This window comes from Stenotrophomonas sp. YAU14A_MKIMI4_1 (genome assembly GCF_003086855.1).
Classification (GTDB): Bacteria; Pseudomonadota; Gammaproteobacteria; order Xanthomonadales; family Xanthomonadaceae; genus Stenotrophomonas.
The window spans coordinates 1704971-1730923 of sequence record NZ_CP025998.1; the positions used below are offsets into that span (position 1 = coordinate 1704971).

The window sequence follows — 25953 nt, forward strand, 5'->3', positions numbered from 1 at the left end:
GCGTGGCTCTACCAGGGCGTCGCGCGCGGGGCAGTAGAGCCACGCCATGCGTGGCTGCACGGTGTATCAGCCGCCCAGCGCTTCAGGCAGCAGGGCGTCGACGAACGCTTCCGGATCGAACACGCGCAGGTCTTCCGGGCGCTCGCCAATGCCGGCGAAGCGGATCGGAATGCCGAACTCGCGGGCCAGCGCGAACACCACGCCGCCCTTGGCGGTGCCGTCCAGCTTGGTCACCACCAGGCCGGTCACCTTCACCGCTGCATTGAACTGGCGCAGCTGCGAGAGCGCGTTCTGGCCGGTGGTGCCGTCGATCACCATCAGCACTTCGTGCGGGGCGGTTTCATCGATCTTGCCGAGCACGCGGCGGATCTTGCCCAGCTCGTTCATCAGGCCGGACTGGGTATGCAGGCGGCCGGCGGTGTCGGCAATCAGCACCGAGGTGCCACGAGCCTTGCCGGCCTGCAGCGCGTCGTAAGCCACCGAGGCGGCATCGGCATTCTGCCCCTGGGCGACCACGGCCACGCCGTTGCGCTCGCCCCAGGCCTGCAGCTGGGCCACGGCGGCGGCACGGAAGGTATCGCCGGCGGCCAGCATCAGGCTGTGGCCGTCGTCCTTGAAGCGCTTGGCCAGCTTGCCGATGGTGGTGGTCTTGCCAACGCCGTTGACGCCGACGGTGAGCACGACGAACGGTTTGGCATTGCGGTCGATCACCAGCGGCTGCGCCACCGGCTGCAGGATCGCGATCAATTCGCTGCGCAGGGCGGCCAGCAGGGCGTTGGCATCGGCGAATTCGCGCGACTTCATGCGCTTGCGCAGGCCTTCCACCAGATCGGTGGTGGCACCCACGCCGACGTCGGCGGTGATCAGGGCGGTTTCCAGCTCGTCCAGCAGATCGTCGTCGAGCTTGGGGTTGCGCGAGAACAGGCCGCCGAAGCTGCGGGCGATGACGCTGTTGCGCAGGCGCTCGCGCCAGCCCGGTTTGCCGGCCGGGGCCGGCGGGGCATCCACCAGGGCCGGCAGATCGGCGGCCGGGGCGACCGGCTCTTCGGCCGGAACGACCGGGGCCAGCGGCGCCAGCACAGCGGCGGCGGCCAGCGCTTCGGCCTGCACGTCCTCGGCGGCGATGACTGGCTGCGCAGCGGGCTGTGCAGCCGGCACGGCGGGCGTTTCGGCGACGGGCGCCGGCACCGGGGCCGGTTCTGCGGCCGGTTGCGGTGCCGGTGCAGGTGCTACGGCTTCGGCCACCGCAGCGGCGGGCGCGTCTTCGGCCGGGGCGGCAGACGGGAACGCCGCCGCCAGCTCTTCAGCCGAGTAGTGCTGGGTCTTGGGCGCGTCCGGTGCGGCGGCGTCCTGGGGCTTCTTGCGGCGGAAAAAACTGAGCATTGGCAAAAGGCGCTGAAATCAGGGGGATATGCTACCACTCGGGCCTGTCGGGCCGATGTGGACTGAAGGTTGCGGCCGACCGGCCGCTAACGGGTACGGAGGGCTGCGTTGGGCGGCCCGGAGGCCAACATGAACAGCGTGATGGGAACGGCCCTTTCCGGCATGCGTGCGGCCCAGCAGGGCGTGCAGGTGGCCGCACACAACGTGGCCAACCTGGCGACCCCGGATGCGCAACGGCTGCAGGTGCAGCGCAGCGCGATGGAGCAGGGTGGGGTGGAGACCGTGGTGGCCACCACCGAGCCCGATCCCAGCGCGCCGCTGGGCGACCTGCTGGCGGCGAAAACCGAGGTGGTGGCCTTCGCTGCGAACGCCGCGCTGGTGCGCCGCCAGGACCAGATGCTTGGCACCCTGCTGGATCGCAATGTCTGAGCGGACCGCCCCCCCCCCCCGCCTTGGTAGGTGTCAACCTTGGTTGACACGCTCTTGGTGTGCCAACCTAGGTTGGCACCTACCACGGCAGCCATGCCAACCAAGGTCGGCACCTACCAAAGCAGATGTGCCAACCAAGGTTGGCACCTACCAGGGCGCGGTTGCGCCGGGCTGTGCCCGGCGGCAACCGCGTCGGTCAGGCCGACAGCTCCAGCAACAGCTTGTTCAGGCGGGCCACATAGGCACCCGGGTCCTTCAGGCTGTCACCGGCGGCCAGCGCGGCCTGGTCGAACAGCACCCGGCCCAGATCGTCAAAGCGTGCACCATCGGCTTCGGCATCCAGCTTGGCGATCAGCGGGTGGCCCGGATTGATCTCCAGCACCGGCTTGCTGTCGGGCACCTTCTGCCCGCTGGCTTCCAGGATCTGGCGCATCTGCAGGCCCAGGTCCTGTTCGCCGATGGCCAGCACCGCCGGTGAATCGGTCAGGCGGTGCGACACGCGCACTTCGGCCACGTCATCGCCCAGCACCGTCTTCAGCCGCTCCACCAGGGCCTGCTTGTCCTTGGCGGCCGCTTCCTGTTCCTGCTTGTCGGCCTCGCTTTCCAGCGCGCCCAGGTCCAGGTCGCCACGGGCGATATCGACGAAGCCCTTGCCGTCGAAATCGGTCAGGTAGCCCATCAGCCACTCGTCGATGCGATCGGTCAGCAGCAGCACTTCCACGCCCTTCTTGCGGAACACTTCCAGGTGCGGGCTGTTGCGCACCTGGCTGTAGCTCTCGCCGGTCAGGTAGTAGATCTTGTCCTGGCCTTCGGCCATGCGCGCGATGTAATCGGCCAGCGACACGCTCTGCGCGTCGGCCTCGCCACGGGTGGAGGCGAAGCGCAGCAGGCCGGCCACCTTCTCGCGGTTGTTGTAGTCCTCGGCCGGGCCTTCCTTCAGCACCTGGCCGAATTCCTTCCAGAAGCTGGCGTACTGTTCGGGCTTGTCGGTGGCCAGCTTGTCCAGCATGTCCAGCGAGCGCTTGGTCAGGGCGGCCTTCATCGAATCGATGACCGGGCCGGACTGCAGGATTTCGCGCGACACGTTCAGCGAAAGATCGTTGGAATCGACCACGCCCTTGATGAAGCGCAGGTACAGCGGCAGGAACTGCTCGGCCTGGTCCATCACGAACACGCGCTGCACGTACAGCTTCAGGCCCTTGGGCGCATCGCGGTGGTACAGGTCGAACGGCGCGCGGCCGGGCACGTACAGCAGCGAGGTGTATTCCAGCTTGCCTTCGACCTTGTTGTGGCTCCAGGCCAGCGGATCGCTGTGGTCGTGCGCCACGTGCTTGTAGAACTCGGTGTACTCGGCGTCGCTGATCTCGGTGCGCGGGCGGGTCCACAGCGCGCTGGCGCGGTTGACGGTTTCCCATTCAAGCGCGGCGCCTTCTTCGCCTTCCTTCGGCATCTGGATCGGCAGGCCGATGTGGTCCGAATACTTCTTCAGGATGCTGCGCAGGCGCCAGCCCTCGGCGAAGTCATGCTCGCCGTCCTTCAGGTGCAGCACGATGCGGGTGCCGCGCTCGGCCTTGTCGACGGTGGCGACTTCGAAATCGCCTTCGCCGCGCGAGGTCCAGCGCACGCCTTCGCCGGCGGCCAGGCCGGCGCGGCGCGAGGTCACTTCCACTTCGCCGGCGACGATGAAGGCGCTGTAGAAGCCGACGCCGAACTGGCCGATCAGCTGCGAATCCTTCTTCTGGTCGCCGGACAGCTGGCGCAGGAAGTCGCCGGTGCCGGATTTTGCAATCGTGCCCAGGTGGGCAATGGCTTCGGCGCGGCTCATGCCGATGCCGTTGTCTTCGATGGTGATGGTGTGGGCGGCGGCGTCGAAGCTGACGCGCACGCGCAGCTCGCTGTCACCTTCCAGCAGGGCCGGCTGGGTCAGGGCCTCGAAGCGCAGCTTGTCGGCGGCGTCGGCGGCGTTGGAGACCAGCTCGCGCAGGAAGATCTCCTTGTTCGAGTACAGCGAGTGGATCATCAGCTGCAGCAGCTGCTTGACCTCGGTCTGGAAGCCAAGGGTTTCGGTCTGGGGGGTCTCGGTCATCGATAGGGCTCCGTGTGCAATGCCGCGCCAGCGCGTGCGGCCTCGCCAAGGGGTATGGCTGATTGTCCCGAAATCAAGGGGTTGGTCGGGCAGGGCTGCGCCCTGCACCTGCTCAATGCAACGGCAACGGCAAAAGCTGTGTATCCGTGGGATGGCGGGGCGGTGTGGGTGGGCAGGACACGCCGCAAGTACGTCCCTGTAGGCTCGTAGGCGCCATCCATGGCGCCTGCGGTCCTGCCCACCCAGACCGCCCCACCTCTGACAGCTCCCCGCGGCTGTTGGTAGGTGTCGACCTTGGTCGACACGGTAGATCCACGCCATGCGTGGATGAAATCTGTCAGATACCGATATGAATCTGGGGTCAGAGCCCGTTGCGGAGCAACGGGATCCGACCCACGGGATCGCGTCTGGGGCAGAGCCCCCTGAGTCAGGGGGCGGCCGCGAAGCGGCGGGGGTGTGGGAGATGGTAAGGGGGGCCCACGTTTCGCGCAGCGAAGCGTGGGAGCGACAGCGCGTATGCGTTGGCGCGTACCCGGGCGCCGCCCGGCCGACTACAATCACGACCATGCTGAGTTTCTTGAACTACCCCCTGCGGGGGCGCCGGTGAGCGGCCGTGGGGGCAATGATGGCCAGGTCCGCATCATCGGTGGGCGCTGGCGCAATACCCGCCTGCCGGTGCCGACCCTGCCGGGCCTGCGGCCCAGCAGCGACCGCGTGCGTGAAACCCTGTTCAACTGGCTGATGCCCAGGCTGGCCGGTGCCCGTGTGCTGGATCTGTTTGCCGGCAGCGGTGCGCTGGGCCTGGAGGCCGTCTCGCGCGGCGCCGCCCACGCCACCCTGGTCGAGCGCGATGCCCAGCTGGGGCGCAACCTTTCCGCCGCAGTGGCCAAGCTGCAGGCCACCGTCCAGATCACCGTGGTCCAGGCCGATGCCCTGCGCTGGCTGCAGGGCGCGCCGGCCCAGCAGGCCGACCTGGTGTTCATCGACCCGCCGTTCGCCGATGGGCTGTGGCAGGACGTGCTGGCCCAGCTGCCGCGACACCTGGCTGCCGATGCCTGGCTGTACCTGGAATCGCCGGCCGGGCACGCGCCGCTGCTGCCGCCGGAATGGCTGCTGCACCGCGAGGGCGCCACCCGCGAGGTCCGCTTTGCCCTGTACCGCCGCGCCGCTGCTACACTTTGACTTCATCTGAACATCTGCAACCGCCCATGACCGTGGCCAACCGCCGCATTGCCGTCTACCCCGGCACGTTCGACCCCATCACCAATGGTCACATCGATCTGGTGAGCCGGGCCGCGCCGCTGTTTGAAAAGGTCGTGGTGGGCGTGGCGCAGAGCCCGTCCAAGGGGCCGGCGCTGCCGCTGGAGCAGCGCGTGCAGCTGGCCCGGGGCGCCCTGGGCCACCATGGCAATGTCGAGGTCATCGGCTTCGATACCCTGCTGGCCCATTTCGTACGCTCGGTGCAGGGCGGGGTGCTGCTGCGCGGCCTGCGCGCGGTGTCCGATTTCGAGTACGAATTCCAGATGGCCAGCATGAACCGCCACCTGATTCCCGAGGTCGAGACCCTGTTCCTGACCCCGGCCGAACAGCACAGTTTCATTTCGTCCTCGCTTGTCCGCGAGATCGCGCGCCTGGGTGGCGACGTGTCCGGCTTCGTGCCGGCCGCCGTGCTCGAAGCGCTGCGCAAGGTCCGCGAAGCGAAGGCGGCACAGTCGTAACCGCTGCCAAGCGGCCGTTCCTGTAGTACCACGCACCCCCATTACGTACACCAACACGCACCATCTCGGGAGGAAACCCATGAACACCACCATGCGCGCGATGCTGATCGCCTCGTTTGCCCTGGCCTTCACCGCTTGCAAGAAGGAAGAGGCTGCTCCGGTCGAAGAGGCCAAGCAGGCCCTGGTCGCTCCGGCCAAGGACGACGATGCAGGCTGGAAGAAGTACCTGCAGGAAGTGGCCATCCAGAACATGGGCAACATCAGCAACAGCCCGTTCCTGTACTACCTCTCGCCGGAATCGGACCCGGACTTCCAGGCCAAGTACGAGCGCCAGACCGAAAGCGCGACCCAGGCCGTGGCCCGTGGCGTGCAGCCGGGCAACATGCTGGCCTTCGGTTCGTCGGCCTCGGGCAAGATGGCTGACATGATCCAGGCCGTGTTCAAGGACGTGTCGCCGGATTCGATGAAGGGCGTGCGCGTCGTCTTCATCGGCCTGTCGGCCGACAACGCCCGCGTGCAGGCTGCCGTGCAGCCGACCGGCGCCGAGTACATTTTCGTCGAAGCCAAGTAAGACCGAGCCGTGGCGGCCACGCTGCGGCGTGGCCCGGGCGGCATCCTGCAAGGGATGCCGCCGATGACCTGACCGGTGCGCGCGCCCGCGCGTGCCGGTCCTTGTCCCAAGGCGCGGGCGAGGAGTATCGCCATGTCGCTGAAAATCAATGAGCTCTGCGTCAACTGCGACGTATGCGAGCCGGCCTGCCCGAACCAGGCCATTTCGATGGGTGAAACCATCTACGTGATCGATCCCGCACGCTGTACCGAATGCGTGGGTCATTTCGACGAACCCCAGTGCGTGGTCGTCTGCCCGGTCGAATGCATCGACCCGGACCCGGATATCGTGGAAACGGAAGTCCAGCTGCTGGCCAAGCTGCGCCAGCTGCAGAACGATCATCCCGAACTCTATGCGGAGCCCCCATCCGAATGAAGCTGATCGTCCGCCCCTTGTTGCTGCTCGGCCTGCTGTTGGCCCCCCAGGCCTGGGCTGAAAGTCCTGCCCAGACCCCCGCCCGCGCCGAGCGCCCCGATGGGGTGGCCGTGGCCAGTGGCCATGCGCTGGCCACCCAGGCCGGCATCGACATCCTGGCCCAGGGCGGCAACGCCTTCGACGCGGCCGTGGCGGTGTCGTCCACGCTGGCGGTGGTTGAACCGATCAGCTCCGGCCTCGGTGGTGGCGGCTTCTTCCTGCTGCACGATGCGGCCACCGGCAAGGACGTGATGCTGGACGCGCGCGAAACCGCGCCGGCCGCCGCCACGCCGCAGGCATTCCTGGACAAGCAGGGCAACCTGGACCGCGACCGCTCTGTGAACGGGCCCTGGTCGGCGGGCATTCCGGGCCTGCCGGCCGCGCTGGTGGAACTGTCGTCCAAGCACGGCAAGCTGCCGCTGGCCACCTCGCTGCAGCCGGCCATCCGCATTGCCCGCGACGGCTTCCCGGTGTACGAGCGCATGGCCAAGGGCTACGCCTCGCGCCGTGAAGTGATGGAGCGTTTCCCCGGCACGCGCGAGGTCTACCTCCGCAATGGCAAGCCGATCGCCACCGGCGATCTGTTCAAGCAGCCCGAACTGGCGCAGACCCTGGAACGCCTGGCGGCCGGCGGTCGTGATGGCTTCTACAAGGGGCAGACCGGCAAGCTGCTGCTGGAAGGGGTGAAGCAGGCCGGTGGCAAGTGGACCGCCGATGAGCTGGCCGGCTACCAGGTCAAGCTGCGCGAGCCGATCGTGTTCGATTACAACGACTGGAAGATCACCACCGCGCCGCCGCCGTCGTCCGGCGGCATCGCCCTGGCCAGCATGCTGCAGATCCTGGAAGGCTGGGACATCAAGCAGATGGACGCCGCGCACCGCACCCACCTGGTGGTGGAAGCCATGCGCCGCGCCTACCGCGACCGCACGTTCTTCCTGGGCGACCCGGATTTCGTGCAGATTCCGCAGAAGGTGCTGACCAGCAAGGATTACGCCCAGGGCCTGCGCGCCACCATCCACCCGGAAAAGGCCACCCCCAGCGACCTGCTGTCGGGCAATCCGACCCCGCTGGAAGATGACGAGACCACCCATTTCTCGATCATCGATCGCGATGGCAACCGCGTGGGCGCCACCCAGACGGTGAACCTGCTGTACGGTTCGGGCCTGATTCCCAAGGGCACCGGTGTGCTGCTGAACAATGAAATGGACGACTTCGCGCTGAAGCCGGGCACCCCCAATGCCTTCGGCGTGATGGGTTACGCGGCCAATGCACCGAAGCCGGGCAAGCGCATGCTCAGCTCGATGACGCCCACCTTCATGGAAAACAGCGACAAAGTGGTCGTGCTCGGTACGCCCGGTGGCAGCCGCATCATCACCATGGTGCTGCTGGGCATCCTCGGCTATGACGCCGGCCTGGACGCACAGCAGGTCGCCGCGCTGCCGCGCTACCACCACCAGTGGCTGCCCGACCTGATCGAGGCCGAAAGTGATGCCTTCGACGCCGAGACGGTGAAGCAGCTGCAGGCGATGGGCCACAAGATCGACCTGCCGGGCGACGTCGCCGCCGGTGGCCGCGGTTCCAGCCACGTCTGGGGCAACCTGCAGACCGTGGAATGGGACCGCAAGGCCAACAAGCTGTTCGGTGGCAGCGATCCGCGCAACCCGGTGGGCAGCGCCCAGGTCGTGCCGGCGCATTGAAATGCAGGCAGCGCCGGGCCACGCCCGGCGAAGCCCAATGCCGCGAACCCCGCCACCCGGCGGGGTTTTCCATTTTCCGGCTAGCGATTATTTAACGGCAGCCGACTGATAATCGCTGCATGAAACTCTGGTCAATTCGTGGAAACTCGCAGCGCCTGGATGGCGGGGCGATGTTCGGCAACGCGCCGCGCGCGTTGTGGGAAAAATGGGCGGCTCCGGACGAGCTCAATCGCATCGAGCTGGCCTGCCGTGCGCTGCTGGCCAGTCCGCTGGAAGGCAAGACGGTGCTGTTTGAAACCGGCATCGGCGCCTTCTTCGATCCGCGCATGCGCGAACGCTATGGCGTGCAGGAAAGTCGGCATGTGCTGATTGATTCGCTGCGCGAAGCCGGTTTCGAACACGAAGATATCGACGTGGTGGTGCTCAGCCACCTGCATTTCGATCATGCCGGCGGCCTGCTGGCACCGTGGACCGAAGGCCGTGGCCCGGAACTGCTGTTCCCCAATGCCACCTTCGTGGTCGGTGCGCAGCACTGGCAACGGGCCTTGCAGCCGCATCCGCGCGATCGGGCCAGCTTCATCCCCGAACTGCCCGCGCTGCTGCAGGCCAGCGGTCGGCTGGAAGTGGTGGAGGGCGAATATTCGCAGGTGCTGGGCCGCAGCGTGCGTTTCAGCTACAGCGACGGCCACACGCCGGGGCTGATGCTGGCCGAGATCGTCGGCCATGCGCATGCCGACCAGGCGCCGCAGGGCGGCGTGGTGTTCTGTGCTGATCTGATTCCCGGGCGCTCCTGGGTGCACGTGCCGATCACCATGGGTTACGACCGCAATGCCGAACTGCTGATCGACGAGAAGCGCCAGTTCCTGGAAGACAAGCTGGCGCGCAACGTCCATCTGTTCTTCACCCACGACCCGCAGGTGGCGCTGGCCCAGCTGGGGCGCGATGAGAAGGGCCGTTTCGTGACCCTGCACGAGCAGGGCGAACTGAAGGCCCGCGCGCTGGGCTGAGTAGCGGGGTCGGATCCCGTTGCGTGGCAACGGGCTCTGACCCCTGAATCTGGCCCTGTGCGGTCGCGCGCCTGCGCGGTCGTAGAGTCGAGCTTGCTCGACTGGCGCGGGATGCATCCACGCATCGGGGTCAGAGCCCTTTCTGCGAAAGGGATCCGACCCCTGGGGTGGGTCATGCCACGCGGGTACCGAAAATGCGGTCGCCGGCATCGCCCAGGCCGGGCAGGATGTAGCCCTTCTCATTCAGATGGGCATCGATCGCGGCGGTGTAGATCTCCACGTCCGGATGCACCGCCTTCACTGCCTCGATGCCTTCCGGTGCGGCCACCAGGAAAATGCCCTTGATGCGGCGCGCACCGGCACGCTTGAGCATGTCGATGGTGGCGATCAGGGTGCCGCCGGTGGCCAGCATCGGGTCCAGGATCAGCGCGTCGCGCTCTTCCAGGCGGCCGGTCAGGCGCTCGAAATAGGGCACCGGCTGCAGGGTTTCTTCGTCGCGCTGCAGGCCGACCACGCTCACGCGCGCGGCCGGAATGAGCGACAGCACGCCGCTGAGCATGCCCAGGCCGGCGCGCAGGATCGGCACCACGGTGATCTTGGCACCGGCGATGCGCTGCACGGTGACCGGGCCGGCCCAGCCGGGCAGGGTGTGCGGTTCGGTGTCCAGGTCGGCGGTGGCCTCATAGGCCAGCAGGGTGCCCAGCTCGTTGGCCAGTTCGCGGAAATCCTTGGTGCTGAGCGCAGCGTTGCGCATCAGGCCGATCTTGTGCTGCACCAGCGGGTGGCGCACTTCGACGATCTTCATGGTCGGAAAGGGGGTCTGGGAGAGGGCTCCATTTTGCCGGAACGCCGGTCCGAACCCAAACGCCGGCTGCCGCCGGCTGCACCGGCATGTCACGACCGTGCAACCTTGCGGACATACCGTGCAGACCCATTCTTAACAGGAACGGGGCTTCAACGTGCATATCAAGACTCCGCTGGCCATGGCCATCACCCTGACCTTGGCGATGGGGGCTGCAGCGCCGCTGCACGCTGCCGGGCAGCAGGTCGTGGCCGGTGCCGGCGCGGTTGCCGCCGATGCGGTCGACCTGGACCGCATCGAAGTGCGCGCCCAGCTGGAATCGCAGGTGCGCGCTGTGGATCTGAAGCGCAGCAGCAATGCGATCGAAGACGCGGTCTCGTCCGATGCGCTGGGCCAGTACCCGGACAAGAACGTGGCCGAATCGCTGCAGCGCCTGCCGGGCGTCAGCGTGACCCGCGACCAGGGTGAAGGCCGCTTCGTGGTCATCCGCGGCCTGGATGCCAACCTCAACAGCGTCAGCGTGGATGGCATTGCCGTGGGCACGCCGGAAGATTCCAGCCGCGCCGCACCGCTGGACGTGATTCCGTCCGATTCGACCGAGCGCCTGCGCGTGGTCAAGTCGCCTACCCCGGACATGCCCGGTGATGCCATCGGTGGCGCGGTGCTGGTCGAATCAGCCTCGGCCTTCGACCGCGATGGCCGCAGCCTGCGCGGCAAGATTGAAGCCAGTCACCAGCAGTTGTCGGGTGAAACCAGCCCCAAGGCGGCCTTCAACTACAGCGAAGTGTTCGCCGATACCTTCGGCGTGGCGCTGGGCGTGAACTACCAGAAGCGCACGTTCGAATCGGACAACAGCGAAGTGGAGTACGACGGCGAGGACGATGCCGCACCCGGTGACGTCACCGCGATCAACCTGCAGCACCGCAAGTACGAGATCGAGCGCAAGCGCATCGGCGCCAACCTCAACCTGGACTGGCGCCCCAGCGAGTACAGCAAGTACTACCTGCGCACGCTGTACAGCCAGTTCGATGATGCCGAGACCCGCCAGCGGGTGATCTTCAACTTCGACGATGCCGACATGGTCCGCACCGGCACCGACCAGTACCGCCTGGACGACATGCCCGGCGATGCGATCGACAAGCGCATGCGCTACCGCACCAAGGAAGAAAACACCTTCGCCGCCAGCCTCGGCGGCGAGAACACCTTCACCAACGCCGTGGTCGATTACAAGGTCGGCTACACCCGCACCGAAGAGCGGGTGAACGATGAAATGGAAGCGCGTTTCAGCCTGGACGGCGACGATTTCAACGGCACGCTCGACCAGCGCAGCCGTCTGCCGACCTACACCTTCGACAACCCGCAGTGGCTGGACAACGGCAACTACGCCTTCGATCGCTTCGTGCTCTCGCCCAAGCAGGTGAACGACAAGGAACACAGCGCGCAGGTGAACGTGCGCTTCGACGGAGACAACAGCAGCATCAAGTTCGGCCTGCTGGGCCGCTGGCGCGACCGCGACGTGAACGTGGACGAGCGCGAACTGCGCGTCGGCCCGAAGGTGGCGCTGTCGAGCTGGACCACCGGCTCGCCCGAGCACCGCCACGGCAACCTGGGGGATGGCATGAGCTCGGACGCGATGCGCGCCTACTGGGCGGCCAATGGCGGTCAGTACAGCGCCCGTCCGCAGGATGTCGGCGGCAATGCGATGACCTCGCTGGAAGAAGACTACGTGGCCAGCGAAGACATCTTCGCCAGCTACGCCATGGGCACCTGGGACATCGGCGCGCTGCGCGTGATCGGTGGCGTGCGCGTGGAAAGCACGCGCTTCCAGGCCACCGGCAACCAGGTGGACGTGGCCGCCAACGGGCGCAGCTTCACGGTTACCCCGCGGGTGGCCAACAGCAGTTACACCAACGTGCTGCCGGGCCTGCACCTGCGCTACGACGCGGCCGACGACTGGGTGCTGCGTGCCTCGGCCAACAAGACCGTCTCGCGTCCGTCGTTCGGCGATGTTTCGCCGCGCGTGGGTTACAGCCGTGGCGATGAAGAAGTGCGCCTGGGCAACCCGGAACTGGATCCGTACGAGTCGAAGAACATCGACCTGTCGGTGGAGAAGTACCTGGGCACCACCGGCATCGTCTCGCTGGGCCTGTTCCACAAGTCCATCGACGGCTACATCGTGGAAACCGTGCGCACCAATGATCCGGCCTACGGTGGCTTCGACGTGACCCAGCCGATCAACGGCCGCAAGGCCACCGTGCGTGGCGCCGAACTGAACTGGCAGCAGCAGCTGTCGTTCCTGCCGGGCGCGCTGGATGGCCTGCTGGTCGGTGCCAGCGGCACCTGGCTGGACACCGAATTCGACGCCGGCATTGCAGACCGTGCCGATGAGGACTTCATGCTGCCGCGCGCATCCAAGCACGTGTACAGCGCCCATATCGGCTATGAAAAGTATGGTCTGAGCACGCGCCTGGCCGCGGTGTACCGCAGCGAATACCTGGACAGCATCGGCAAGGGCCGCGCGTTCGACATCTACGTGGCACCCAACACCCAGCTGGACTTCTCGCTGGACTACAAGTTCACCCCGCGCATCAGCATGTACTTCGAAGCACAGAACCTGCTGGACAAGCCGCTGGAGCTGTACCAGGGCACGCGTTCGCGCACCCTGCAGCTGGAAGAGTATGGCCGCACCTATGCCGTCGGCCTGAAGGTGGCCCTGTGATGGCGCGCGGCATGAACCTGCTGGCGGCCGCGCTGGTCGCCTGCCTGGCGGCCGGCTGCACCCCGGCACCGTCGCCGGATGCGGGCAGCTCGTCCCAGGCAGCTGCCCCCCAGGCCACGCCTGGCGCCGATGCACCGCGGGCCGTGGCGACCATCGCCGAGGCCTTCCTGACCCCGATGACCCCGGCCGACAACATCGATTCGCCCGCCAGCTGGCACGCGCCCGATGGCGCGACCTGGCTGATCGCCACCGCCAAGGCCACCGACAAGCTGGTGGTCTACGATGGCAGCAGCGGCAAACACCTGCGCGATATCGGCAGCAGCGGCACCGCACTGGGTCAGTTCGATCGCCCCAATGGCATCTCGGTGACCGATGACCTGCTGTGGATCGTGGAGCGTGACAACCACCGCGTGCAGGTGTTCTCGCTGCCCGATTTCACCCCGCTGGCCGTGTTTGGTGCGCAGGATCTGCGCAAGCCGTACGGCCTGTGGGTGGATAAGCGGGCCGACGGCTACAGCGTGTACGTCACCGATTCGTGGGACAACGGCGAGGACGCGCAGGGCAGGGACATCCTGCCGCCGCTGGCCGAGCTGGACAAGCGCGTGCGCCAGTACCACGTGAGTCGTGATGGCATGAAGCTTGACGCCACCCTGGCCGCCAGCATCGGCGATACCAGCGAGGCCGGTGCGCTGCGCGTGGTCGAATCGATCTGGGGCGACCCGGCCAACGACCGCCTGTTGATTGCCGAAGAAGACGAAAGCTACGCCAGCGAGTTCAAGGTCTACACCCTGGCCGGCCGCTTCACCGGCACCACCTTCGGCCGCGATGTGTTCAAGGCGCAGGCCGAAGGCGTGATGCTGCGCACCTGCGGCAAGGATGGCTGGTGGATCACCACCGAACAGGGCAAGCAGCGCAGCGTGTTCCACCTGTTCGACCGCCACACCTTGAAACCGGTCGGCGCGTTCCAGGGCAACACCGTGGCCAACACCGACGGCATCTGGATGATGCAGCAGCCCACGCCGCGCTTCCCGCATGGCGCGTTGTATGCGGTGCATGACGACCAGGGCGTCGTCGCCTTCGATTGGCAGGCCATCGCCAAACAGCTTTCGCTGCCGCTGGAGTGTGGCGCATGAGCGGTCGTTGCATGCGCGCACTGACTGTCGCCCTGTTGCTGGCCGCACCGCTGCTGGCGGGCGCGGCAGCTGAGCCCAATACCCAGGTTCCGCAGGGCAGCCGCCATTACGCGGCCACGCCGCTGCCGGACCGCATCGTGGCCTCGCCCTCGGCCGATCCGGCGCACGCGTTCGCGGTGGCCTGGCGTACCGACGGCAGCGTGCAGGCGCCGCTGCTGGAAGTGGCCGTGGCTGGCGATTCGCCGGCCATCGAGGGCGTGCGCCAGCTGCGTGCGAGCACGCAGACGCTGCAGACCGAAAACGGCCTGTCCCACCACCACCGCGTGCAGGTGGAAGGGCTGCAGCCGGATACGCTGTATGTCTATCGCGTGCAGGGCAATGGCGGCTGGAGTGCCTGGAACCAGCTGCGCACCGCAGGTGCAGCGGGACAGCCGCTGACCCTGCTGTACTTCGGTGATACCCAGAACAAGAACCTGAGCCATGTCAGCCGCGCGGTACGGGCCGCGCAGAAGGCCGCGCCCGATGCGCGGGTCAGCCTGTTCGCCGGCGACCTGGTCAGCGGTGGCGACGGCGCCGACGATAGCGAGTGGGGCGAATGGTTCGCCGCCACCGGCTGGCTGGCGCAGGAAACGCTGGTGGCGCCGGCCATCGGCAACCACGAATACTTCGAGGAATTCGAAGACACGCCGCAGGAACGCCGCGTGCTCGGCCGCCACTGGCCGGTCACCTTCGCGCTGCCGGGCAACGGTGTGGCAGCGGCCGATACCAGTACCTACTGGTTCGACGTGCAGGACGTGCGCGTGGTGGTGCTCGATGGCACCTCGGCGCTCGACCTGGGCACCGCGCAGGCGCAGGCGCAGTGGCTGGACACCGTGCTGAGCAGCAACCCGCGTGCCTGGACGATCGTGCTGCTGCACCAGCCGTTCTATTCGCCGCGCGAAGGCCGCCAGAACGCCGCGCTGCAGCAGGTACTGCAGCCGGTGATCCGTCGCCACAAGGTGGATCTGGTGCTGCAGGGCCACGACCACACCTACGGCCGTCGTGGCGAAGGCCAGGCGGCTACGCCGCAGTACGTGGTGACCGTGGCCGGGCCGAAGCAGTACCGGCTGTCGGACGAGGCGAAACAGACCATGGACCCGGTGGCCGAAGACACCCAGCTGTTCCAGGTGCTGCGCATCGATCCGCAGAAGCTGCGTTACGAAGCCCGCACGGTTACCGGCCGTCTGTACGACGCCTTCGAACTGCGCCGCGCTGCCGATGGCAGCACGCAGAAGGTGGAGCTGCAGCAGGGGCGCATCACCCCGCGTGCATGCCCGCGTGCGCAGACTGCCAAGGGTCGCGCCGACCGCTGCTGGGAATGAGGAACCAACGATGATCACCTCCCGACGTTTCGTGCCGGTGGCCGCCCTCGCCGCGGCCGTGCTGCTGGTGGCAGGGGCTGCCACCGCTGCCGAAGCCGTACTGCACCCGTTCCTGGCCGCGCAGCCCAAGCAGGCCCCGCAGGAAGTGAACCTGGCGGTGGAGATCCCCGCCGGCAGCTTCACCAAGTACGAGATCAAGGAAGACGGGCTGGTCCATGTGGACCGGTTCCAGTCGATGCCGGTGGCCTATCCGGCCAACTATGGCTCGATGCCGCGCACCCTGGCCGGTGACAACGACCCGCTGGACGCCCTGGTGCTGACCCGCGAGCCGCTGCATCCTGGCGTGATCGTGCGCTTCCGTCCGATCGGCTACCTGAAGATGATCGACAACGGTGAGCACGACGAGAAGGTGATCGGCGTGCCCACCGACAAGGTGGACCCCAGCTACGCCAATATCCGCGACCTGGCCGATCTGCCCGAGATCGAGCGGCAGCGCATCGAAGCCTTTTTCCGTGTCTACAAGGACCTGCCAGCCGGGCGCAATCCGGTGCAGCTCAATGGCTGGGGCAACGCGGCCGAGGCCCGGGCGGTGATCAGCGAGGCGATGCAGCGTTTCGAAAAATAGATCCACGCCATGCGTGGATTCACCCCTGCAGCGTCTCGATGAACGACTCGGCCTGCAGGCGGTCGCCCAGCACCTGGGCCACCGCCTGCACGGCTGTCTCCTGGTGCTCGGCGCGGATGCCGCCCTCGTCGTCATCGTTGTAGAGATCATCGCCGGCTTGCAGATACACCGCACCGACGGCGGCCAGCGCGGCCATCAGGGTCTGCAGGTCATCCAGGAACACACCGGCGTCCCAGTGCCCGCGCCCATGCTGGGCAAACAGAATGCGGCCATCGTCCATGTCCAGGATGAAGGGGTCGGCGCCAAGGTCGGCAATCACCAGCCAGTTCGAAGGCCAGTCCTCGAACGGCTCGCCGCTGATGCCATGCCAGCGATAACCGGCCTGGTGGCTCCACAGGCGCTGCAAGGGCGGAATCCAGACCTCAAGCCCGGGAATGGTGATGCCGGCATGGCCGACCTTGGCATTGATCTCGCGGCCCAGGGGCCCCACCTGCGCGTAGAAGCGGGCCACGACCGGCGGCAGCGGGAACGGTCCCTGCCAATCGTTTTCATCCTGCGCCTGCAACGGGCCGAACGCGGCGAACCGGTCACGTAGATCCTGCATGCAACGTTCCACTGGCGGGCGGGCCAGCCTAGCAGACCGCGCCGCGCGCACGGCCTTCACTGTCGCTGGCTATCATGTGCGGCACTCAGAACGAAGGCGATGCACGTGTCGGTAGCGTTGGTATGGTTCCGCCGCGATCTGCGGCTGCAGGACAATCCGGCCCTGCAGGCCGCACGCGATGCCGGGCATGACGTGGTGCCGGTCTACATCCATGCGCCGCAGGAAGAGGGCGAGTGGATGCCGGGTGCCGCATCCGATGCCTGGCGCCACCGTTCGCTGGCGGCGCTGGATGCCGATCTGCGTGCACGTGGCTCCGCGCTGGTGTTGCGCGCTGGCGACAGCCTGGCCGAACTGCAGGCGCTGATCGAGCAGACCGGCGCCGAAGCGGTGTACTGGAACCGCAAGTACGAGCCGGCCACCCAGCCGCGCGATGCCACCATCAAGCGAACGCTGCGCGAGCAGGGCATCGATGCGCAGAGCTGCAATGGCAGCCTGTTGTTCGAACCGTGGGATATCGCCACCCAGCAGGGGCAGCCGTACAAGGTGTTCACCCCATACTGGCGCAACGTGCTCAGCCACTGGCGCCTGCCGGCACTGCAGGCCGCGCCGCAGCGACTGCCGGCGCACGCGGTACACGGCCTTGCGCTGGACGCGCTGCAGCTGGCGCCCACGCTGGACTGGGACAGCGGCTTCTGGGAGCACTGGCAGCCGGGCGAAGCCGGTGCGCTGGAAGCGCTGTCGGTGTTCGAAGACGGTGCGTTGCGTGGCTACCGCGAGCAGCGTGACCAGCCTGATCGCGTAGGCACCTCGCGCATGTCGCCGCACCTGCATTTCGGTGAGATCGCACCGTGGCGCATCGCCCACGCGCTGGAAGCCCTGCGCAGCGCCGGCACCGACGCCGATATCGACGGCTACCTGCGCCAGCTGGGCTGGCGCGACTTCGCCTACCACCTGCTGCACCACTTCCCGAAAACGCCCACCGACAATCTCAATCCGCGTTTCGATCGCTTTCCGTGGGCCAATCCCAGCGCCGCGCAGCTGCACGACTGGCAGCGTGGCAACACCGGTGTGCCGATCGTCGATGCCGGTCTGCGCGAACTCTGGCACACCGGCTACATGCACAACCGCGTGCGCATGATCGTGGCCAGCTATCTGTGCAAGCACCTGCGCGCGCATTGGCTGCACGGCGCACGCTGGTTCTGGGACACCCTGGTCGATGCGGACCTGGCCAACAACACGATGGGCTGGCAATGGGTGGCCGGCACCGGTGCCGATGCGGCGCCGTACTTCCGCGTATTCAACCCGGTGACCCAGGCCGAGAAATTCGATCCGCAGGCGCGCTACATCAGCCGCTGGGTACCGGAACTGGCGGCGCTGCCGGTGAAGGCGCGCTTCGCCCCGTGGCAGCACCCACAGCTGCTGGCCGAGAAAGCGCCCGGCTACCCGCGCACGCCGCTGGTCGACCTGGCGGCCGGCCGCGATGCCGCGCTGGCCGCCTACCGAAGCACGGGCGGGGCGTAAAGAGGCTGGATGAAGGCCGGGTCAGAAAGCTGAATGCAGCACGTCCGGCCTTCACATTCATCATCCCGGCATCGCGCCGGCGTGTATATCCTCCTGAGCGTTCGCACGCCGCATCGGCCGGCATCCAAGGAGACCACCCATGATCCGCAACACCACCCGCAACGTCGCACTGGCCCTGATGACTGCCGCCGCGCTGAGTGCGTGCGCCACCGGCGGCTCCTACGTGCAGAGCGATCAGTACGGCAATCCGACCGAGCAGCAGAACCGCACCGGTCGTGGCGCGCTGATCGGCACCGCCGTGGGTGTGGCGGCCGGCCTGCTGACCGGCAACAGCGCCACCGAACGCCGCCAGCATGCCTTGATCGGCGCAGGCATCGGCGCGCTCAGCGGCGCGGCCATCGGCAACTACCAGGACCGCCAGGAACGCGCGCTGCGTGAGCGCACCGCCAACACCGGCATCGACGTGCAGCGCCAGGGCGACAACATCACCCTGAACCTGCCCGATGGCATCACCTTCGATTTCGGCAAGTCGGCGCTGAAGCCGCAGTTCTACAGCTCGCTCAACGGTGTTGCCAGCACGCTGAACGAGTACAACCAGACCATGATCGAAGTGGTCGGCCACACTGACAGCATCGGCAGCGATGCGGTGAACAACCGCCTGTCGAAGGAGCGTGCCGATTCGGTGGCGCAGTACCTGGTGGGCCAGGGCGTGCAGCAGGTGCGTATCGAAACTCTGGGTGCCGGCAAGGCCTACCCGATTGCCGACAACAGCACCGACGCCGGCCGCGCGCAGAACCGCCGCGTGGAAATCCGCGTGATTCCGTTGAAGCAGTAACGCGCAGCGTTACTGCTGTTCCGGCGAAGCCGGAACAAAAATGCCGCCCTAGCAGGCGGCATTCTTTGTAGGTGCCGAGCGTTGCTCGGCACGCTCGACTGCTTGAAAGCGTGCCGACCAAGGTCGGCACCTACCAGGAGCCGGAGTAGATCCACGCCATGCGTGGATGACGACCACCGGTCACGCCGCAGCCGTCACCTTCTCCAGAATCCGCTTGCCGCTGCTTTCCAGCGCGGCGTCTTCCTTCTCCTGCTGCCGTTGTGCCAGCTTCGCGGCCGGGCACTGGGCCAGCATGTAGTTGGCATCGAAGTTGAGCTTTTCCACCAGGAAATCGACGAAGGCGCGTACCTTCGGCGACACCAGGCGGCCGCCGGCGAACACCGCGTTGAAGTCCACTTCCGGGCCGGTCCAGCCGGCCAGCACGCGGCGCACCATGCCCGATTCAACGAAGGGCTTGGCCATCACATCGCCGGTCAGCAGCAGGCCTTCGCCGCACACCAGCGCACCATTGAGCGCCGACATGTCGTTGGCGGTCATCAGCGGGGTGACCGGGAAGTCACGCAGCTCGCCGCCGTTCTCGCCCAGCTGCCAGGTGAAGCGCGGCGAATTGCCGGTGTGGTGCGGCTTGCGCATCGCCAGGATGCGGTGGAACTGCAGCTCTTCCGGGTGCAGCGGCTCGCCGTAGCGTTCAATGTAGGCCGGGCTGGCGAACACCTGGGTGCGCAGGCTGCCCAGCTTGCGTGCCACCAGGTTGGAATCGGGCAGGGCACCCACGCGCAGGGCCAGGTCGGCTTCGCCTGCAATCAGGTCCAGCTTCTCGTTGCCCATGTGCATGTCCAGGCGGATTTCCGGGTACTGCGCATGGAACTGGCCCAGCAGCGGTGCGATCCAGGTGATGCCGATCGAGTAGGGCACGGTGAAGCGCAGCCAGCCGCGCGGGCCCGACTGCAACTGGCTGACCGCGCTCTCGGCTTCTTCCAGTTCACGCGCGATGCGCTGGCAATGCTCGTGGTAGATCGAACCGGCTTCGGTCAGGCCGAGCCGGCGCGTGGTCCGGTGCAGCAGGCGCGCGCCCAGGCGCGTTTCCAGTTCCTGCACCTTGCGGCTGACGGTGGTCTTGGGCAGGCCGAGCGACTTGGCGGCAGCGATGAAGCTGCCTTGCTCGACCACCTTGACGAAGATCAGGGTTTCATTGAGATCGTGGGACATGATCGGGATCCTGGACGCCGGGGACGGGGATATCGTGACAGAACGATTGGACCGGAGACGGGATGATTATTCCCCTTAATCCGGACTAATCAAGTAAAGGTTTGAGGTCTATCGTGGCGCCATTCGTTGATTGGAGCCCGTCCGCCATGAGCCTGCGCAACATTCTTGCCCGCTTCCGGCTTGCCGGCCAGGACACCCTGGACCAGGCAATGACCGTGGAAGTCCGCCCGAGTTCCTTGGTGCACAAGGATTTCCGGGAGTTTACCGCGCCCCTGCGTCAGCAGCGTGGCGGTGCCATCCGCCTGGCCCCGCGCCAGGGTGATCGCCTGCGTCGAATTGGGACTATCCCGGATTTGGGAGGAAATGTCCCGTGAATGGGATTCTGACCCCCGAGGTCCTGGTCCTCGGCGGCACCGGCGCGGTCGGCCAGGGCGTGGTCGGTGCGCTGCTGGAGGCCGGCAGCCCGGTGCTGGTGGTCGGCCGCGATCCCGGCCGCCTGGCAGCATTGCGCGAACAGTTCGCCGATGAGCCAGGCCTGCAGACGATGCTCGGCTCGCTCAGCGACGATGCGTCGGCGCGCACCGTGGCCGAGCGCGTGGCGCAGCGCCCGCGGCCGCTGGCCGCCGTGGTGGCGGCCATGGGCGGCCCGTACAACCGTGGCCGGGTCACCGCGCGCAGCGGCGACGCGCTGCTGGGCGCGCTGCAGGCTGACCTGATGCCGCACGTGCACGCCGCGCGCCATCTGCTGCCGTTGCTGCAGGACAACCCGCACGCGCGCCGCTATGTGCTTATCGGCAGTCCGGCCGGTGCCAAGCCATGGGCCGGCTACGGCGAAACCTCGATCACCACCGCAGCGCTGCGCATGTACGCGCAGGTGGTGCACCAGGAAGCGCAGGCGATGGGCGTGCGCGCGCAGATGCTGGAGGTCGGCAATCCGGTCTGTACCCCCAGCAATGCGGCCAACGCCTGCATCGAATGGCCCAGCTCGCTGCTGGTCGGCCGCCGCGTGGTGTCCCTGCTCGATGGCTGCCGCGACAACCGCGCCATCGTCCGCTGCGACAGCAGTGATGCCGAACTGCCGCGCGGGCTGTTGAACCTTGACCTGCCACCGCTGTGGCGCGACACCGCAGGCGTTGCTTGACCTCAACCATCGTTGAGGTCGCAGGCTACGCCGCCAGAAAAACGAACACGTCACCGAACCACCACCCCTTCCGTACGGATGCATGCCATGACTTCCCCCAACACCCCTCCACACCGTATCGGTCATCGCCTGGCGATGGCCGGTGTCTCCATCCTTGCTGCGGCGGTGCTGGCCGCCTGCAGTGGCGGTCATGCCGAAGAGGCCGGTGCACCGCCGCCGCCGCAGGTCAGCGCCGCGCCGGTACTGGTCAAGCAGGTCAGCCAGTGGGACGAATTCAGCGGCCGCGTTGAAGCCGTGCAGAGCGTCGAGCTGCGTCCGCGCGTGTCCGGCTACATCGACAAGGTCAACTATGTCGAAGGCGAAGAAGTGAAGAAGGGCGCCGTCCTGTTCACCATCGACGCGCGCAGCTACCAGGCGGAGTACGATCGCGCCGCCGCTGAACTGGCCCGTGCCCGCACCCAGGCCAGCCTGGCACGCAGCGAATCCGAGCGCGCCAAGCGTCTGTCCGAACAGCAGGCCATTTCCACCGAAACTGCTGAACAGCGTCGTGCTGCTGCGGACCAGTCCGGCGCTGCCGTGCAGGCCGCGCAGGCCGCGCTGGATGCGGCGCGCCTGAACCTGGAGTTCACCAAGGTCCGTGCGCCCATCGATGGCCGTGCCGGCCGCGCGATGGTCACTGCCGGCAACCTGGTGACCGCCGGCGACAGCGCCAGCGTACTGACCACGCTGGTGTCGCTGGACACGGTGTTCGTCTACTTCGATGCCGACGAAAGCACCTTCCTGCGTTACACCCAGATGGCCCGCAACGGCCAGCGCCCGAGCGAGCGTGACAGCGAACTGCCGGTGAAGGTCGGCCTGTCCGGCGAAGACGGCTACCCGCACACCGGCAAGGTCGACTTCCTCGACAACCAGGTCACCCGCAGCACCGGCACCATCCGCGTGCGTGCGCTGCTGGACAATGCCGACCGCCAGTTCACCCCCGGCCTGTTCGCTCGCGTGCAGCTGCTGGGCAGCGGCCAGTTCGAAGCCCGCCTGATCGATGACAAGGCGGTGCTGACCGACCAGGACCGCAAGTACGTGTACGTGGTCGACAAGGAGGGCAAGGCGCAGCGTCGCGATGTCCGCCTGGGCCGTACCGCCGAAGGCCTGCGCATCGTCGAAGACGGTCTGGCTGCCGGTGACAAGGTGATCATCGACGGCGTGCAGAAGGTCTTCATGCCGGGCATGCCGGTGCAGGCCAAGGCGGTGGCGATGCAGCCGCAGCCGGCCCCCGCACCGGGCCGCGATGCGACCGCCGCACTGAAGCACTGATCCGCGTTTCCCTCTAGCTGCCGGCGCCTGCGGCAGCCTTCCCTGCCTTCGTCATTTCGACGAGGGGCAGGGTGGCTGTTGCCCGTCGGTGGCATTTCCCAGGAATTCCTCCATGGACTTTTCCCGTTTCTTCATCGACAGGCCGATCTTCGCGGCGGTGCTGTCGATCGTGATCTTCGCCGCTGGCCTGATCTCGATCCCCATCCTGCCGATCGGCGAGTACCCCGAAGTGGTGCCGCCCTCGGTGGTCGTGCGCACGGTCTACCCGGGCGCCAACCCCAAGGTCATTGCTGAAACCGTGGCCACCCCGCTGGAAGAAGCGATCAACGGCGTCGAGGGCATGATGTACCTCAAGTCGGTGGCCGGTTCGGACGGCGTGCTGCAGATGACCATCACCTTCCGCCCGGGCACCGATCCGGACGAAGCGGCGGTGAAGGTGCAGAACCGCGTGGCCCAGGCGCAGGCGCGCCTGCCCGAAGACGTGCGCCGGCAGGGCGTGACCACGCAGAAGCAGTCGCCCACCTTCCTGATGGTGGTGCACCTGACCTCGCCCAATGGCAAGTACGACACGCTGTACCTGCGCAACTACGCACGCCTGCACGTGAAGGACGCGCTGGCGCGCATCCAGGGCGTGGGTGATGCGCAGATCTTCGGTGGCGGTGACTACGCCATGCGCGCCTGGCTGGACCCTGACAAAGTGGCCGCGCGCGGCCTGACCGCCAGCGACGTGGTGGCCGCCATGCGCGAACAGAACGTGCAGGTCTCGGCCGGCCAGCTCGGTGCCGAACCGCTGCCCAACAGCCAGTTCCTGACCCTGATCAACGCGCAGGGCCGACTGAAGAGCGAGCAGGAATTCGGCGACATCGTGCTCAAGAGCGGCACCGATGGCGAAATCGTGCGCCTGTCCGATGTGGCCCGCCTGGAACTGGGCGCCGGCGATTACACCCTGCGTTCGCAGCTGGATGGCAAGAACGCGGTGGGCATCGGCATCTTCCAGTCGCCCGGCGCCAACGCGCTGGAAATCCGTGATGCTGTGATCGGCACCATGGACGAGATGCAGAAGACGTTCCCGGCCGACGTGAAGTACGAAGCGGTGTATGACACCACCATCTTCGTGCGCGATTCGATCAAGGCCGTGGTGTCCACGCTGCTGGAAGCCATCGCCCTGGTGGTGCTGGTGGTGATCCTGTTCCTGCAGACCTGGCGCGCGTCGATCATTCCGCTGATCGCCGTGCCAGTGTCGGTGGTGGGCACGTTCGCTGCGCTGTACCTGCTGGGCTTCTCGATCAACACGCTCAGCCTGTTCGGCCTGGTGCTGGCGATCGGCATCGTGGTGGACGATGCGATCGTGGTCGTGGAAAACGTTGAACGCAACATCGAAGAAGGCCTGTCGCCCACCGCGGCGGCGCACCAGGCCATGCGCGAAGTGTCCGGGCCGATCATCGCCATCGCCCTGGTGCTGTGCGCGGTGTTCGTGCCGATGGCCTTCCTGTCCGGTGTCACCGGCCAGTTCTACAAGCAGTTCGCCGTCACCATCGCCATCTCCACGGTCATCTCGGCCATCAACTCGCTCACCCTGTCGCCGGCGCTGGCCGCGCGCCTGCTGAAGCCGCACGGTGCGCCCAAGGATGCGCCGAGCCGCCTGATCGACCGTCTGTTCGGCTGGGTGTTCCGTCCGTTCAACCGCTTCTTCAAGTCCAGCTCGGAAAAGTACGAGCGTGGCGTTTCGAAGATCCTCGGCCGTCGCGGTGCGGTGTTCGTGGTCTACGCGATCCTGCTGGTGGGTACCGGCGTGATCTTCAAGCTGGTCCCGCCCGGCTTCATTCCCACCCAGGACAAGCTGTACCTGATTGCCGGTGTGAAGCTGCCGGAAGGCTCGTCGATCGCGCGTACCGATGAAATGCTGCGCAAGGTCGCCAAGATCGCCCAGGAAACCGATGGCGTGGCCCACACCATCTCGTTCCCGGGTCTGAACGCGCTGCAGTTCACCAACACGCCCAACACCGGCGTGGCCTTCATCCCGCTCAAGCCGTTCAACGAGCGCCACGGCCGTACCGCCGCGCAGATCAATGCCGAGATCAACCAGAAAATCGCCGGCCTGCAGGAAGGCTTCGCGTTCTCGATGATGCCGCCGCCGATCCTCGGCCTGGGCAACGGCAACGGCTACCAGATGTTCATCGAAGACCGCGGCAACCTGGGCTATGGCGCCCTGCAGAATGCGGTGCAGTCGATGCAGGGTGCAGTGGCACAGACCCCGGGCATGGCGTTCCCGATCACCAGCTACCAGGCCAACGTGCCGCAGCTGGATGCGGAAGTGGACCGGGTGAAGGCCAAGGCGCAGGGCGTGCAGCTCACCGAGCTGTTCGACACCCTGCAGACCTACCTGGGCTCGGCCTACGTGAACGACTTCAACCAGTTCGGCCGTACCTGGCAGGTGATCGCCCAGGCCGATGGTCCGTTCCGTGAAAGCGTGGAAGACATCGGCAAGCTGCGTACCCGCAACGACCGTGGCGAGATGGTGCCGATCGGTTCGATGGTTACTGTGAAGCAGACCTACGGCCCGGACCCGGTGCTGCGCTTCAACGGCTACCCGGCCGCCGACCTGGCCGGTGAAGCCGACCCGCGCGTGCTGTCCTCGGCCGAAGCCATGAACAAGCTGACCGAGATCGCCGGCAAGGTGCTGCCGGTGGGCATGACCACCGAATGGACCGACCTGAGCTACCAGCAGGCGACCCAGGGCAAGGCGGCCTTCATCGTCTTCCCGGTGGCGATCATGCTGGCCTTCCTGGTGCTGGCTGCGCTGTACGAAAGCTGGTCGCTACCGCTGGCGGTGATCCTGATCGTACCGATGACCCTGCTGTCGGCCCTGTTCGGCGTGTGGCTGACCGGCGGTGACAACAACGTGTTCGTGCAGGTGGGCCTGGTGGTGCTGATGGGCCTGGCGTGCAAGAACGCGATCCTGATCGTCGAGTTCGCCCGCGAGCTGGAAATGGGCGGCAAGGGCATCGTCGAGGCCGCCCTGGAAGCCTGCCGCCTGCGCCTGCGCCCGATCGTGATGACCTCCATCGCCTTCATCGCCGGCACCGTGCCGCTGGTGCTGTCGCATGGCGCAGGTGCCGAGGTACGCTCGGTTACCGGCATCACCGTGTTCGCCGGCATGCTGGGCGTGACCCTGTTCGGCCTGTTCCTGACCCCCGTGTTCTACGTCGCCCTGCGCAAGTTCGTCACCCGCAACGGCGGTGGCCAGCTGGTGCAGCACGGCGAACCGACCATCCATCACTGACCTGGAAAACAGCGGTTGCGCCGGCCCGGTGCCGGCGCCCGCTTTCCCCTATCGAGGCATGACCC

22 protein-coding genes are annotated in these 25953 nt (G+C 66.9%); 17 read left to right on the plus strand and 5 right to left on the minus strand.

From position 1 onward, the window contains the following. Positions 1 to 66: 66 nt before the first annotated feature. A complete protein-coding gene (ftsY, locus tag C1931_RS07910) occupies positions 67 to 1383 on the minus strand; it encodes a signal recognition particle-docking protein FtsY (protein WP_108755930.1) in 1317 nt (438 codons plus the stop codon). Positions 1384 to 1512: 129 nt separating this feature from the next. Between ftsY and C1931_RS07915 the strand changes: the two genes are divergently transcribed. Further along, positions 1513 to 1812 (plus strand): flagellar basal body protein, encoded by a 300-nt coding sequence (locus tag C1931_RS07915; protein ID WP_108757694.1) that lies wholly within the window; start codon positions 1513 to 1515, stop codon positions 1810 to 1812. Between the two features lie 196 nt (positions 1813 to 2008). On the opposite strand, the gene htpG is transcribed toward C1931_RS07915, so the two are convergent. Further along, the gene (htpG, locus tag C1931_RS07920) at positions 2009 to 3898 is read right to left on the minus strand and encodes a molecular chaperone HtpG (protein ID WP_108755931.1); all 1890 of its coding nucleotides are present in this window, start codon (positions 3896 to 3898) and stop codon (positions 2009 to 2011) included. Between the two features lie 603 nt (positions 3899 to 4501). On the opposite strand from htpG, the gene rsmD reads away from it, so the two are divergent. The 6 genes from rsmD (at position 4502) to C1931_RS07955 (ending at position 9344) form a co-directional block, all read left to right on the plus strand. Next, positions 4502 to 5080, plus strand: coding sequence for a 16S rRNA (guanine(966)-N(2))-methyltransferase RsmD (rsmD, locus tag C1931_RS07930; RefSeq protein ID WP_108755933.1), 579 nt, complete (start codon positions 4502 to 4504; stop codon positions 5078 to 5080). A 26-nt stretch (positions 5081 to 5106) separates the two neighbouring features. Then, positions 5107 to 5616: a pantetheine-phosphate adenylyltransferase gene (gene coaD / locus C1931_RS07935; RefSeq protein ID WP_005409091.1), complete on the plus strand. Its 510-nt coding sequence runs from the start codon at positions 5107 to 5109 to the stop codon at positions 5614 to 5616. 79 nt (positions 5617 to 5695) lie between these two features. After that, the gene (locus tag C1931_RS07940; protein ID WP_108755934.1) at positions 5696 to 6187 is read left to right on the plus strand and encodes a hypothetical protein; all 492 of its coding nucleotides are present in this window, start codon (positions 5696 to 5698) and stop codon (positions 6185 to 6187) included. A 132-nt stretch (positions 6188 to 6319) separates the two neighbouring features. Continuing rightward, on the plus strand, positions 6320 to 6601 hold the full coding sequence (locus C1931_RS07945) for a YfhL family 4Fe-4S dicluster ferredoxin (RefSeq protein WP_108749298.1): 282 nt from the start codon (positions 6320 to 6322) through the stop codon (positions 6599 to 6601). After that, positions 6598 to 8337: a gamma-glutamyltransferase gene (gene ggt, locus C1931_RS07950; RefSeq protein WP_108755935.1), complete on the plus strand. Its 1740-nt coding sequence runs from the start codon at positions 6598 to 6600 to the stop codon at positions 8335 to 8337. The genes C1931_RS07945 and ggt overlap by 4 nt, the downstream gene beginning before the upstream one ends. Positions 8338 to 8456: 119 nt before the next feature. After that, positions 8457 to 9344: an MBL fold metallo-hydrolase gene (locus tag C1931_RS07955; protein ID WP_108749300.1), complete on the plus strand. Its 888-nt coding sequence runs from the start codon at positions 8457 to 8459 to the stop codon at positions 9342 to 9344. A gap of 172 nt (positions 9345 to 9516) precedes the next feature. On the opposite strand, the gene upp is transcribed toward C1931_RS07955, so the two are convergent. Next, the gene (upp, locus tag C1931_RS07960) at positions 9517 to 10149 is read right to left on the minus strand and encodes a uracil phosphoribosyltransferase (RefSeq protein WP_108749301.1); all 633 of its coding nucleotides are present in this window, start codon (positions 10147 to 10149) and stop codon (positions 9517 to 9519) included. 154 nt (positions 10150 to 10303) lie between these two features. On the opposite strand from upp, the gene C1931_RS07965 reads away from it, so the two are divergent. From C1931_RS07965 to C1931_RS07980, 4 genes are read left to right on the plus strand one after another with little or no spacing between them, the layout of a single operon-like run. Continuing rightward, the gene (locus tag C1931_RS07965) at positions 10304 to 12865 is read left to right on the plus strand and encodes a TonB-dependent receptor (RefSeq protein WP_108755936.1); all 2562 of its coding nucleotides are present in this window, start codon (positions 10304 to 10306) and stop codon (positions 12863 to 12865) included. Next, positions 12865 to 13998: a phytase gene (locus C1931_RS07970; RefSeq protein ID WP_108755937.1), complete on the plus strand. Its 1134-nt coding sequence runs from the start codon at positions 12865 to 12867 to the stop codon at positions 13996 to 13998. The genes C1931_RS07965 and C1931_RS07970 overlap by 1 nt, the downstream gene beginning before the upstream one ends. A gap of 11 nt (positions 13999 to 14009) precedes the next feature. Next, on the plus strand, positions 14010 to 15359 hold the full coding sequence (locus tag C1931_RS07975) for a metallophosphoesterase family protein (protein ID WP_234412883.1): 1350 nt from the start codon (positions 14010 to 14012) through the stop codon (positions 15357 to 15359). 10 nt (positions 15360 to 15369) lie between these two features. Then, a complete protein-coding gene (locus C1931_RS07980) occupies positions 15370 to 15984 on the plus strand; it encodes an inorganic diphosphatase (protein WP_108755939.1) in 615 nt (204 codons plus the stop codon). Positions 15985 to 16003: 19 nt separating this feature from the next. Here C1931_RS07980 and C1931_RS07985 read toward each other — a convergent pair whose 3' ends face one another. After that, entirely contained in the window at positions 16004 to 16588 is a 585-nt protein-coding gene (locus C1931_RS07985; RefSeq protein WP_108755940.1) for a hypothetical protein, read from the minus strand. Between the two features lie 105 nt (positions 16589 to 16693). On the opposite strand from C1931_RS07985, the gene C1931_RS07990 reads away from it, so the two are divergent. Both C1931_RS07990 and C1931_RS07995 read left to right on the plus strand, forming a co-directional pair. Then, a complete protein-coding gene (locus tag C1931_RS07990; RefSeq protein ID WP_199913915.1) occupies positions 16694 to 18109 on the plus strand; it encodes a deoxyribodipyrimidine photo-lyase in 1416 nt (471 codons plus the stop codon). A gap of 139 nt (positions 18110 to 18248) precedes the next feature. Next, positions 18249 to 18944 carry an OmpA family protein gene (locus tag C1931_RS07995; RefSeq protein ID WP_108749307.1) on the plus strand — a complete coding sequence of 232 codons (696 nt, stop codon included), beginning with the start codon at positions 18249 to 18251 and terminating at the stop codon, positions 18942 to 18944. 180 nt (positions 18945 to 19124) lie between these two features. On the opposite strand, the gene C1931_RS08000 is transcribed toward C1931_RS07995, so the two are convergent. After that, entirely contained in the window at positions 19125 to 20153 is a 1029-nt protein-coding gene (locus tag C1931_RS08000; RefSeq protein ID WP_108749308.1) for a LysR family transcriptional regulator, read from the minus strand. Between the two features lie 146 nt (positions 20154 to 20299). Here C1931_RS08000 and C1931_RS08005 point away from each other — a divergent pair, with 146 nt between their 5' ends. The 4 genes from C1931_RS08005 (at position 20300) to C1931_RS08020 (ending at position 25888) form a co-directional block, all read left to right on the plus strand. Then, positions 20300 to 20527, plus strand: a complete 228-nt coding sequence (locus C1931_RS08005) for a hypothetical protein (protein ID WP_108755942.1) — start codon at positions 20300 to 20302, stop codon at positions 20525 to 20527. Then, positions 20524 to 21294 carry an SDR family NAD(P)-dependent oxidoreductase gene (locus tag C1931_RS08010; protein ID WP_108749309.1) on the plus strand — a complete coding sequence of 257 codons (771 nt, stop codon included), beginning with the start codon at positions 20524 to 20526 and terminating at the stop codon, positions 21292 to 21294. The genes C1931_RS08005 and C1931_RS08010 overlap by 4 nt, the downstream gene beginning before the upstream one ends. Positions 21295 to 21381: 87 nt before the next feature. Further along, the gene (locus C1931_RS08015) at positions 21382 to 22605 is read left to right on the plus strand and encodes an efflux RND transporter periplasmic adaptor subunit (RefSeq protein WP_199913916.1); all 1224 of its coding nucleotides are present in this window, start codon (positions 21382 to 21384) and stop codon (positions 22603 to 22605) included. 112 nt (positions 22606 to 22717) lie between these two features. Continuing rightward, the gene (locus C1931_RS08020; RefSeq protein ID WP_108752810.1) at positions 22718 to 25888 is read left to right on the plus strand and encodes a multidrug efflux RND transporter permease subunit; all 3171 of its coding nucleotides are present in this window, start codon (positions 22718 to 22720) and stop codon (positions 25886 to 25888) included. Positions 25889 to 25953: the final 65 nt, after the last annotated feature.

Bases quoted from the DNA above. Each gene is read 5' to 3' on its own strand.
- C1931_RS07955 (WP_108749300.1), top strand. From the start codon at position 8,457: ATGAAACTCTGGTCAATTCGTGGAAACTCGCAGCGCCTGGATGGCGGG.
- C1931_RS07980 (WP_108755939.1), top strand. From the start codon at position 15,370: ATGATCACCTCCCGACGTTTCGTGCCGGTGGCCGCCCTCGCCGCGGCC.
- coaD (WP_005409091.1), top strand. From the start codon at position 5,107: ATGACCGTGGCCAACCGCCGCATTGCCGTCTACCCCGGCACGTTCGAC.
- C1931_RS08020 (WP_108752810.1), top strand. From the start codon at position 22,718: ATGGACTTTTCCCGTTTCTTCATCGACAGGCCGATCTTCGCGGCGGTG.
- C1931_RS07985 (WP_108755940.1), bottom strand. From the start codon at position 16,588: ATGCAGGATCTACGTGACCGGTTCGCCGCGTTCGGCCCGTTGCAGGCG.
- C1931_RS07995 (WP_108749307.1), top strand. From the start codon at position 18,249: ATGATCCGCAACACCACCCGCAACGTCGCACTGGCCCTGATGACTGCC.
- C1931_RS08000 (WP_108749308.1), bottom strand. From the start codon at position 20,153: ATGTCCCACGATCTCAATGAAACCCTGATCTTCGTCAAGGTGGTCGAG.
- C1931_RS07970 (WP_108755937.1), top strand. From the start codon at position 12,865: ATGGCGCGCGGCATGAACCTGCTGGCGGCCGCGCTGGTCGCCTGCCTG.
- ftsY (WP_108755930.1), bottom strand. From the start codon at position 1,383: ATGCTCAGTTTTTTCCGCCGCAAGAAGCCCCAGGACGCCGCCGCACCG.
- C1931_RS07945 (WP_108749298.1), top strand. From the start codon at position 6,320: ATGTCGCTGAAAATCAATGAGCTCTGCGTCAACTGCGACGTATGCGAG.
- C1931_RS08005 (WP_108755942.1), top strand. From the start codon at position 20,300: ATGAGCCTGCGCAACATTCTTGCCCGCTTCCGGCTTGCCGGCCAGGAC.
- htpG (WP_108755931.1), bottom strand. From the start codon at position 3,898: ATGACCGAGACCCCCCAGACCGAAACCCTTGGCTTCCAGACCGAGGTC.
- C1931_RS07940 (WP_108755934.1), top strand. From the start codon at position 5,696: ATGAACACCACCATGCGCGCGATGCTGATCGCCTCGTTTGCCCTGGCC.
- C1931_RS08015 (WP_199913916.1), top strand. From the start codon at position 21,382: ATGACTTCCCCCAACACCCCTCCACACCGTATCGGTCATCGCCTGGCG.
- C1931_RS07975 (WP_234412883.1), top strand. From the start codon at position 14,010: ATGCGCGCACTGACTGTCGCCCTGTTGCTGGCCGCACCGCTGCTGGCG.
- C1931_RS07915 (WP_108757694.1), top strand. From the start codon at position 1,513: ATGAACAGCGTGATGGGAACGGCCCTTTCCGGCATGCGTGCGGCCCAG.
- ggt (WP_108755935.1), top strand. From the start codon at position 6,598: ATGAAGCTGATCGTCCGCCCCTTGTTGCTGCTCGGCCTGCTGTTGGCC.
- upp (WP_108749301.1), bottom strand. From the start codon at position 10,149: ATGAAGATCGTCGAAGTGCGCCACCCGCTGGTGCAGCACAAGATCGGC.